Origin of the sequence: Exiguobacterium sp. KJ 601, from assembly GCF_027161185.1 — a bacterium.
Classification (GTDB): Bacteria; Bacillota; Bacilli; order Exiguobacteriales; family Exiguobacteriaceae; genus Exiguobacterium; species Exiguobacterium profundum.
In genome coordinates, this window is record NZ_JADHZG010000006.1 from 17,640 (window position 1) to 27,097 (window position 9,458).

The 9,458-nt window shown below is 49.0% G+C and carries 5 protein-coding genes, 1 pseudogene and 1 other annotated feature (1 of these 7 only partly in view); all 6 genes and pseudogenes read left to right on the plus strand.

What is annotated here, in order from left to right:
- Positions 1–24 (plus strand) — a sequence feature (ribosomal protein L10 leader region); it begins 130 nt to the left of the window's first position.
- Between the two features lie 44 nt (positions 25–68).
- Positions 69–575, plus strand: coding sequence for a 50S ribosomal protein L10 (gene rplJ, locus IRJ25_RS14305; protein ID WP_012727688.1), 507 nt, complete (start codon positions 69–71; stop codon positions 573–575).
- 61 nt (positions 576–636) lie between these two features.
- On the plus strand, positions 637–1,005 hold the full coding sequence (rplL, locus tag IRJ25_RS14310; RefSeq protein WP_012727687.1) for a 50S ribosomal protein L7/L12: 369 nt from the start codon (positions 637–639) through the stop codon (positions 1,003–1,005).
- A gap of 79 nt (positions 1,006–1,084) precedes the next feature.
- Positions 1,085–1,681, plus strand: a complete 597-nt coding sequence (locus tag IRJ25_RS14315) for a class I SAM-dependent methyltransferase (protein ID WP_012727686.1) — start codon at positions 1,085–1,087, stop codon at positions 1,679–1,681.
- Positions 1,682–1,874: 193 nt separating this feature from the next.
- A complete protein-coding gene (gene rpoB / locus IRJ25_RS14320) occupies positions 1,875–5,423 on the plus strand; it encodes a DNA-directed RNA polymerase subunit beta (RefSeq protein ID WP_074037866.1) in 3,549 nt (1,182 codons plus the stop codon).
- Positions 5,424–5,445: 22 nt separating this feature from the next.
- A complete protein-coding gene (gene rpoC, locus IRJ25_RS14325) occupies positions 5,446–9,045 on the plus strand; it encodes a DNA-directed RNA polymerase subunit beta' (protein ID WP_012727684.1) in 3,600 nt (1,199 codons plus the stop codon).
- Between the two features lie 290 nt (positions 9,046–9,335).
- Positions 9,336–9,458, plus strand: a pseudogene (locus IRJ25_RS14330) (30S ribosomal protein S12); the annotation flags it as partial.

Below are 9,458 nucleotides of genomic sequence, written 5' to 3' on the forward strand. Positions count from 1 at the left end.
ATACGAGGGATTTCTTTTGGAGAGCAGCCTCTCGTCCGGTATAAGAATTGACTAGGAGGTGCAAACACATGGCAAACGAAAAAATCGTAGCTCAGAAATCGGCACTCGTCGATGAAATCGCTGAGAAAATGCAAGCGAGCGTTGGAACAGTTGTTGTTGACTACCGTGGACTTACAGTTGAAGAAGTGACTACACTCCGTAAATCACTCCGTGACGCTGGAATCGAGTTCAAAGTTTACAAGAACGGTCTTCTTCGCCGCGCAGCTACTCAGTCGAACTTCGAAGGTCTTGACGAAGTCTTCACTGGTCCTACAGCAATCGCCTTCTCTAAAGAAGACGTTATTGCTCCAGCGAAGATCTTGAACGACTTCTCGAAAGAGCACAAAGCGCTCGAACTTAAAGGCGGAATCATCGAAGGTAAAGTTTCTTCACTCGAAGAAATCAAAGCCCTTGCAGAACTTCCATCACGCGATGGTCTTCTCTCGATGCTTCTCAGCGTACTTCAAGCTCCAATCCGTGGGCTCGCAGTCGCAACAAATGCAATCGCAGAACAAAAAGAAGAGCAATCAGCTTAATTTTTGTCGCGTAGCGTAACTCAAAAAAACTTTTTCACAACATCAAAGGAGGAAAACCATAATGGCTTTCAACAAAGAGCAATTCATCGAAGACCTCAAATCAATGACGGTTCTCGAACTTAACGAACTCGTAAAAACAATCGAAGAAGAATTCGGCGTATCAGCAGCAGCTCCAGTAGCAGTTGCAGGTGCTGGCGCAGGCGCAGCAGCTGAAGAGAAAACTGAATTCGACGTAATCCTCACAAACGCTGGCGCTGGTAAAATCAACGTCATCAAAGCTGTTCGTGAAATCACAGGTCTCGGTCTTAAAGAAGCAAAAGCACTCGTTGACGGAACTCCAGCTCCAGTCAAAGAAGGCGTTTCTAAAGAAGACGCTGACGCAATCAAAGCTAAGCTTGAAGAAGCTGGCGCATCTGTTGAAGTTAAGTAATTCTACTTCACAACCTATAGAAGCTCGCCATGGCGAGCTTCTTTTATTTCCTTGAAGAATGGGTTAGGAGGTTCAACGCATGGGAGATCATTACTATACGAACGATCCACGTTCGGAAAGTGCCCCGGAGACATGGACGTACGAGTTGCGAGGGAAACAGTATCATTTCACTTCGGACCGCGGTGTGTTCTCGAAAGGGTCGGTCGATTTTGGGTCACGTCTTTTAATTGAAACGTTTGAGATGCCTGATGTGTCGGGACGTATTTTAGATGTAGGCTGCGGCTATGGTCCGATGGGGATCTCGCTTGCCGATGCCTCTGGGCGTGAGGCCTTGCTCATTGATGTGAATGAGCGTGCGCTGGCGCTCTCTGAGCAAAACGCCGCCCGTAATGGAGTGACGGTCGAAACACGGCTTTCTCACGCGTATGACGCGGTGGGGGGAGAACGGTTTGCCGCCATTGTCACCAATCCGCCGATTCGTGCGGGGAAACAAGTCGTCCATACGATCTTGCGTGAAGCACATACGCACCTCGTCGATGGAGGAGCAATCTATGTCGTCATTCAAAAGAAACAAGGAGCACCTTCTGCTAAAAAGTTATTAGAAGAGGTGTTTGGTCAAGTTGAAACGATCGCGAAAGAAAAAGGTTACTTTATTTTCCGAGCAATTCGGTCTTGACAAACGGTGAAGTCTTGTTGACTCGCTATAACGTATATGCTAACATTATAAAATGCCATTGGAATGGAATTCGCTTGAAACTGCCGTGTCTGCCGCTTTTTAGAGACGGAAAACGAGCGACATTCAATGACAATGTTCGATTATTACGCCCGAAAAATTCGCTAAAGAATTGGGGGTCTGAGAGGTGAATCAGTTGACTGGTCAACTTGTTCAGTACGGTCGTCACCGTCAGAGAAGAAGCTTTGCCCGTATCAGTGAGGTATTAGAGCTTCCGAATTTGATTGAAATTCAAACTGCTTCTTATGAGTGGTTCTTGCGTGAAGGATTGAAGGAAATGTTCACAGACATTTCACCGATTTCCGACTTCACAGGAAACCTCGTATTGGAGTTCATCGATTACTCGCTCAGTGAGCCGAAGTATTCTATCGATGAATCGAAGGAGCGCGACGTTACTTATTCTGCGCCACTTCGCGTAAAAGTGCGTCTCCAAAACAAAGAGACAGGTGAGCTCAAAGAACAAGAAGTGTTCATGGGGGATTTCCCGCTCATGACAGAATCGGGAACGTTTATCATCAATGGTGCAGAACGCGTCATCGTTTCCCAGCTTGTCCGTTCACCGAGCGTGTACTATAACGCTAAACTCGATAAAAACGGTAAACGTGGATTTGGCGCAACTGTCATCCCGAACCGTGGTGCTTGGCTCGAACTCGAGACAGATGCCAAAGATATCGTTTATGTTCGTATCGACCGTACCCGTAAAATTCCGGTAACGGTGTTGTTGCGTGCCCTCGGATTCGGTACGGACCAAGAAATTATCGACCTTCTCGGGGATGACGAATACCTTCGTAACACCCTTGAAAAAGATAATACGGAGTCTACAGAGAAAGCGTTGATCGAGATTTATGAGCGTCTCCGCCCTGGTGAACCACCAACGGTAGAAAATGCGAAATCTCTTCTCGTATCACGTTTCTTCGACCCGAAACGTTACGACTTAGCGAACGTCGGTCGCTATAAGATGAACAAAAAACTTCATCTTAAGAACCGTTTGTTCGGTCAAAAATTAGCGGAAACGCTCGTGGACCCGGAAACAGGCGAAGTACTCGCCGAAGCTGGAACAATCCTCGACCGCCGCAACTTAGATCGTATCCTCCCGCACTTGGAGAATGGCCTTGGCTATATCGACGCGGAACCAACTGGTGGTGTCGCTGAAGGTGAGCCATTCGGTCTTCAGTCAATCAAAGTCATCTCACCGGATGACCCAGATGGAGAGCGTATCTTGAACATCATCGGAAATGGCAATATCGATCGCAGCGTAAAACATATTACGCCAGCCGATATTATCGCTTCAATCAACTACTTCTTCAACTTACTTCACGAAGTCGGAACAACAGATGACATCGACCACTTAGGAAACCGTCGTCTTCGTTCAGTCGGAGAACTTCTCCAAAACCAATTCCGGATCGGGCTTTCCCGTATGGAACGTGTCGTAAAAGAACGTATGTCGATTCAAGATCAAAATGCGATCACACCACAGGCGCTCATCAACATCCGCCCGGTTATCGCATCACTTAAAGAGTTCTTCGGTAGCTCGCAATTGTCACAGTTCATGGACCAAACGAACCCGCTCGCAGAGCTCACGCACAAGCGTCGTCTCTCTGCACTTGGACCGGGTGGTTTGACACGTGAGCGTGCTGGTTTCGAAGTTCGAGACGTTCACTATTCGCACTACGGTCGGATGTGTCCAATCGAAACACCAGAGGGGCCGAACATCGGACTCATCAACTCACTCTCGTCTTATGCGAAAGTGAACGAGTACGGTTTCATCGAAGCACCATACCGTCGTGTTGACCCAGAAACAGGTCTTGTCACTGGCGATATTCAATATATGACGGCTGATGAGGAAGACCTCTATGTCGTCGCACAGGCAAACATGCCGCTCACAGAAGATGGCCACTTTGCAGACGAACAAGTTCTTTGCCGTTTCCGCGGACAAAACTTGTCAGTCGAGCCAAGCCGAGTGGACTACATGGACGTTTCGCCGAAACAGGTTGTTTCTGCCGCAACGGCATGTATCCCGTTCCTCGAGAACGATGACTCGAACCGTGCCCTCATGGGAGCGAACATGCAACGTCAAGCAGTACCACTCCTTCAACCGGATTCACCGATTGTCGGTACCGGCATGGAGTACGTATCTGCGAAAGACTCTGGGGCAGCTATTGTTGCGAAATACCCAGGTGTCGTCGAACGCGTCACAGCGCGTGAAATCTTGATCCGTCGCACGTCTGACGTGAACGGTTCTGAGGTTTCAGGTGACCTTGACCGTTACAAACTTCAAAAATATGTCCGTTCGAACCAAGGGACATGCTATAACCAAAAACCAATCATCGCAGCTGGTGACCGTGTCGAAAAAGGAGAAATCCTTGCAGACGGTCCATCGATGGATATGGGTGAGCTCGCGCTCGGCCGTAACGTCGTCGTTGCCTTCATGACATGGGATGGTTACAACTATGAGGATGCGATCATCATGAGTGAGCGTCTCGTGAAAGATGACGTGTACACGTCGATTCATATCGAAGAGTACGAGTCAGAGTCACGCGACACGAAACTCGGACCAGAGGAAATCACACGTGATATTCCAAACGTCGGAGATGACGCACTTCGTAACTTGGACGATCGTGGAATTATCCGCATCGGAGCTGAAGTCAAGGATGGCGACATCCTCGTCGGTAAAGTAACACCTAAGGGCGTTACAGAATTGACGGCGGAAGAGCGTCTCTTGCACGCAATCTTCGGTGAGAAGGCACGTGAAGTACGTGATACGTCACTTCGTGTACCAAACGGTGGAGACGGAATCATCTTGGATGTCAAAGTGTTCGACCGTGAAAACGGTGACGAGTTGTCTCCAGGCGTCAACCAAATGGTACGTGTCTATATCGTTCAAAAACGTAAGATTCACGAAGGGGATAAGATGGCGGGACGTCACGGTAACAAAGGTGTTATCTCGCGAATCCTCCCTGAAGAAGATATGCCATACATGCCAGACGGTACACCGGTTGACATCATGCTCAACCCGCTTGGGGTACCATCTCGTATGAACATCGGTCAGGTACTTGAGCTCCACCTTGGTATGGCGGCGAAGAAGCTCGGTATCAAAGTGGCAACACCTGTATTCGATGGAGCGCGTGAGGAAGACGTATGGGCAACGATTGAAGAGGCTGGTATGGATAAAGATGCGAAAACGCGTCTCTATGACGGTCGTACGGGTGAACCGTTCGATAACCGCGTCTCGGTCGGTGTCATGTACATGATCAAACTCGCGCACATGGTTGATGACAAACTTCACGCTCGTTCGACAGGACCATACTCACTCGTTACGCAACAACCGCTCGGTGGTAAAGCACAGTTCGGTGGTCAGCGCTTCGGGGAGATGGAAGTTTGGGCTCTTGAAGCGTACGGTGCAGCCTACACGCTCCAAGAAATCTTGACAATCAAGTCGGATGACACGGTCGGTCGTGTGAAAGCATATGAGGCCATCGTGAAAGGCGAGAGCGTTCCGAAAGCGGGCGTTCCTGAATCATTCCGCGTCTTGATCAAAGAGCTTCAAGCGCTCGGTATGGAAGTCAAGATGATGTCAGCGGATGATGAAGAAGTCGAAATGAAAGATGAAGATGACGACAACATCCCGAACGCAACATCGGCGTTAGAACAAGTCGTTCAACCGACTGTTACGGAAGAGGAATAAGGCGAAAAGGGAGGTCGGCCCCTTGGTAGATGTTAATCGATTTGAATATATGAAAATCGGCTTGGCTTCATCAGAGAAGATCCGTTCGTGGTCTTACGGTGAAGTCAAAAAGCCGGAAACGATCAACTATCGTACACTTAAACCAGAGAAGGACGGATTATTCTGTGAACGAATCTTCGGTCCTACGAAAGACTGGGAATGTTACTGTGGGAAATACAAACGTATCCGTTATAAAGGAGTCATTTGTGACCGCTGTGGCGTTGAAGTGACGAAAGCGAAAGTGCGTCGCGAGCGAATGGGCCATATCGAGCTCGCGGCACCAGTTTCGCACATCTGGTACTTCAAAGGGATTCCAAGCCGCATGGGGCTTGTTCTCGACATGTCACCACGTGCGCTTGAAGAAGTCATTTACTTCGCATCTTACGTGGTCACAGAGCCAGGTGATACTCCGCTTGAGAAGAAACAACTTCTCTCGGAAAAAGAATTCCGTCTCTATCGTGAAAAATACGGTAGCGACTTCAAAGCAGACATGGGTGCTGAAGCCATCCGTACACTTCTTCAAGACGTTAATCTTGAAAAAGAAGTAGGCGAGCTTCGTGAAGAGTTGAAAACAGTCCAAGGTCAACGTCGTACACGTGCGATTAAGCGCTTGGAAGTTCTCGATGCATTCTTCACTTCAGGAAACAATCCAGACTGGATGATCCTTGAAGTACTTCCTGTCATCCCACCAGAGCTTCGTCCGATGGTACAGCTTGATGGTGGACGCTTTGCGACATCTGACTTGAACGATTTGTATCGTCGAGTCATCAACCGGAACAACCGTCTCAAACGTTTGCTCGACCTCGGCGCGCCGAACATCATCGTGCAAAACGAGAAGCGTATGCTTCAAGAAGCGGTTGACGCCCTCATCGACAACGGTCGTCGTGGTCGTCCGGTAACAGGTCCTGGTAACCGTCCGCTTAAATCACTTTCACACATGTTGAAAGGGAAACAAGGTCGTTTCCGTCAAAACCTTCTCGGTAAACGGGTCGACTATTCAGGACGTTCGGTTATCGTCGTAGGTCCGAACTTGAAGATGTATCAGTGTGGTCTTCCAAAAGAGATGGCGCTTGAACTCTTCAAACCGTTCGTGATGAAAGAGCTTGTCGGTCGCGGCATCGCTTCAAACATCAAGAACGCCAAACGCAAAATCGAGAAGATGCAACCTGAAATCTGGGGCGTCCTTGAAGAAGTCATTCGTGAGCATCCGGTCCTCTTGAACCGTGCCCCGACACTTCACCGCCTTGGTATTCAAGCATTCGAACCGATTCTTGTTGAAGGTCGTGCGATTCGCCTTCACCCACTCGTATGTACGGCATACAACGCCGACTTCGATGGTGACCAAATGGCCGTCCACGTTCCGCTCTCTGCAGAAGCACAAGCGGAAGCACGTCTTCTCATGCTCGCTGCGCAGAACATCTTGAACCCGAAAGACGGAAAACCAGTTGTTACACCATCGCAGGATATGGTCCTCGGTAACTACTACATCTCACTCGAACGTGAAGATGCCGTCGGTCAAGGGAAAGTGTTCTCGAACGTCAACGAAGCGTTGATTGCTTACCAAAACGGTTATGTCCACTTGCACTCGCGTGTGGCACTTCCGGCACGTACGCTCAACAACCCGACGTTCACAGACGAACAGAACGAGAAATTGCTCATTACGACAGTTGGTAAGATGATCTTCAACGAAATCTTGCCAAATACGTTCCCATACTTGAACGAGCCGACGATGGAAAACTTACAGGAAGCAACGCCTGATAAGTACTTCATCGACAAAGGGGCGAACGTTGCGGAAGAAATCGCATCACGTCCAATCATCGACCCGTTCAAAAAAGGGTTCCTTGGAAAAGTCATCGCGGAAGTGTTCCAGAAGTTTGAAACGACGGAAACAAGCCGCATGCTTGACCGGATGAAAGATCTTGGCTTCAAGCACTCGACAAAAGCGGGTGTGACGGTTGGGATTGCCGATATCATCGTACTTCCGGATAAACAGGAAATCCTTGATGAAGCACAAAAACAAGTCGACCAAATCATGAAGTCGTTCCGTCGTGGTCTCATCACTGAAGATGAGCGTTACGAGCGCGTTGTCCGTGCTTGGAACGAAGCGAAGGATGAAATTCAATCTCGATTGATGAAATCCCTCAACCGCCTGAACCCAATCTTCATGATGTCTGACTCAGGTGCCCGTGGTAACGCATCGAACTTTACGCAGCTTGCGGGTATGCGTGGTTTGATGGCCGCTCCATCTGGTCGCATCATCGAACTTCCAATCAAATCGTCATTCCGTGAAGGTCTGACGGTTCAAGAGTACTTCATCTCGACTCACGGGGCTCGTAAAGGTCTTGCCGATACAGCCTTGAAGACAGCCGATTCAGGTTACTTGACGCGTCGTCTCGTTGACGTAGCGCAAGATGTCATCATCCGTGAAGAGGATTGTGGAACAGACCGCGGAATCCGTGTTTCTGCACTCCGCGAAGGTACGGAAGAAATCGAAAGCTTGTACGACCGTCTCGTCGGACGTACATCGTTTGAAACGGTCACACACCCTGAAACGGGCGAAGTGTTGATCGATAAGAACGAATTGATCACAGAAGACATCGCGCGCATCATTGTAGATGCGGGTGTTGAAAAAGTTGAAATCCGTACAGCCTTCACATGTAACACGTCACACGGCGTATGTAAGAAGTGTTACGGACGCAACTTGGCAACTGGATCAAATGTTGAAGTCGGGGAAGCCGTCGGTATCATTGCCGCACAATCAATCGGTGAGCCAGGAACGCAGCTTACAATGCGTACCTTCCACACAGGTGGGGTTGCCGGAGACGATATCACACAAGGTCTTCCACGTATCCAAGAGGTATTCGAAGCCCGTAACCCGAAAGGTCAAGCGGTCATCTCGGAAATCTCTGGTACGGTCATCGACTTCACAGAATCGCGTGACAAGCGTGAACTCACGGTCGAAGGATTCAGTGAGACTCGTTCATACACGATTCCTTTCGGAGCGCGTCTCCGCGTTCAAATCGGCGACACAGTAGAAGCCGGTGAAGTCTTCACGGAAGGTTCGATCGATCCGAAAGAATTGCTCGCCGTCCGTGGTGTATCTGGTGTTCAGAACTATCTTCTTCAAGAAGTTCAAAAAGTTTACCGGATGCAAGGGGTAGAAATCGGTGATAAGCACGTTGAGGTCATGGTTCGCCAAATGCTTCGCCGTGTCAAAGTTATCGAATCAGGTGACACACCGCTTCTCCCTGGATCACTCGTCGACATCAGCGTCTTCAAAGAAGCGTGTAAAGATGCGATTCGTGATGGAAAACACCCAGCGACTGCGAAACCAGTCCTTCTCGGAATCACGAAAGCTTCACTTGAGACAGATTCGTTCCTCTCAGCGGCTTCGTTCCAAGAAACGACTCGCGTCTTGACAGATGCAGCAATCAAAGGGAAACGTGACTATCTCCTCGGACTCAAAGAGAACGTCATCATCGGTAAACTCGTTCCAGCTGGTACTGGAATGGCCGTCTACCGTGATGTGGAACTCAAAGAAGATGAGGCGCCAGTTGCGCTCGAAGATACAACAGTCGAGTAAAATACGTCTTGACAGCGCAGGTTGGCGGTGCTACTATGATTTAGTGCCGCCAATCGGTTGTTGTCGATGACAACGATGTCCAGCAGTCGGCAAGCTACTTGGACGTCCATCCGAACTTTCTACGGGAAGGTTTGGCTGCTACAATTGCCACTTTCAAGGTATAACTCACGTTTTTGCGAGGTCATGGAATGCCTACGCCTCGTAAAAACGTTTCGTTATGACCTTAAATGAACCACCCGGGTCGGTGGGACTAGAAAATAGCAACATTCAGGAAGGGAGGATCTTCAAAGATGCCTACTATTAACCAGTTAGTCCGTAAAGGACGTAAATCGAAAGTCGTGAAATCTGACTCTCCAGCACTTAACAAAGGTTACAACAGTTTCATCAAGTCACAAACAAACGTGAGCTCACCA